The 312-nt window shown below is 60.9% G+C and carries 1 protein-coding gene; it reads right to left on the minus strand.

Going from position 1 to position 312, the window contains the following annotated elements; translation table 11 throughout:
* On the minus strand, positions 1–312 hold a 312-nt coding region (locus tag ACRXB1_RS37545; protein WP_449494959.1), incomplete at both ends, for a GTP-binding protein.

Genomic DNA, 312 nt, shown 5'->3' on the forward strand with positions numbered 1-312 from the left:
CACGCGTTTGCGGCATCGGGCCGTCTGCAGCCGAACACACCAGGATTGCGCCGTCCATCTGCGCTGCACCCGTAATCATGTTCTTCACATAGTCGGCGTGACCCGGGCAGTCAACGTGCGCATAGTGGCGCGCAGCCGTTTCGTACTCGACGTGTGCCGTGTTGATCGTGATACCACGTGCCTTTTCTTCCGGCGCCGCGTCGATCTGGTCATACGCCTTCGCTTCGCCGCCGAACTTCTTCGACAACACCGTTGCGATTGCTGCCGTCAGCGTGGTCTTGCCGTGGTCGACGTGACCAATCGTGCCTACGT

Source organism: Caballeronia sp. M23-90, from assembly GCF_053574605.1.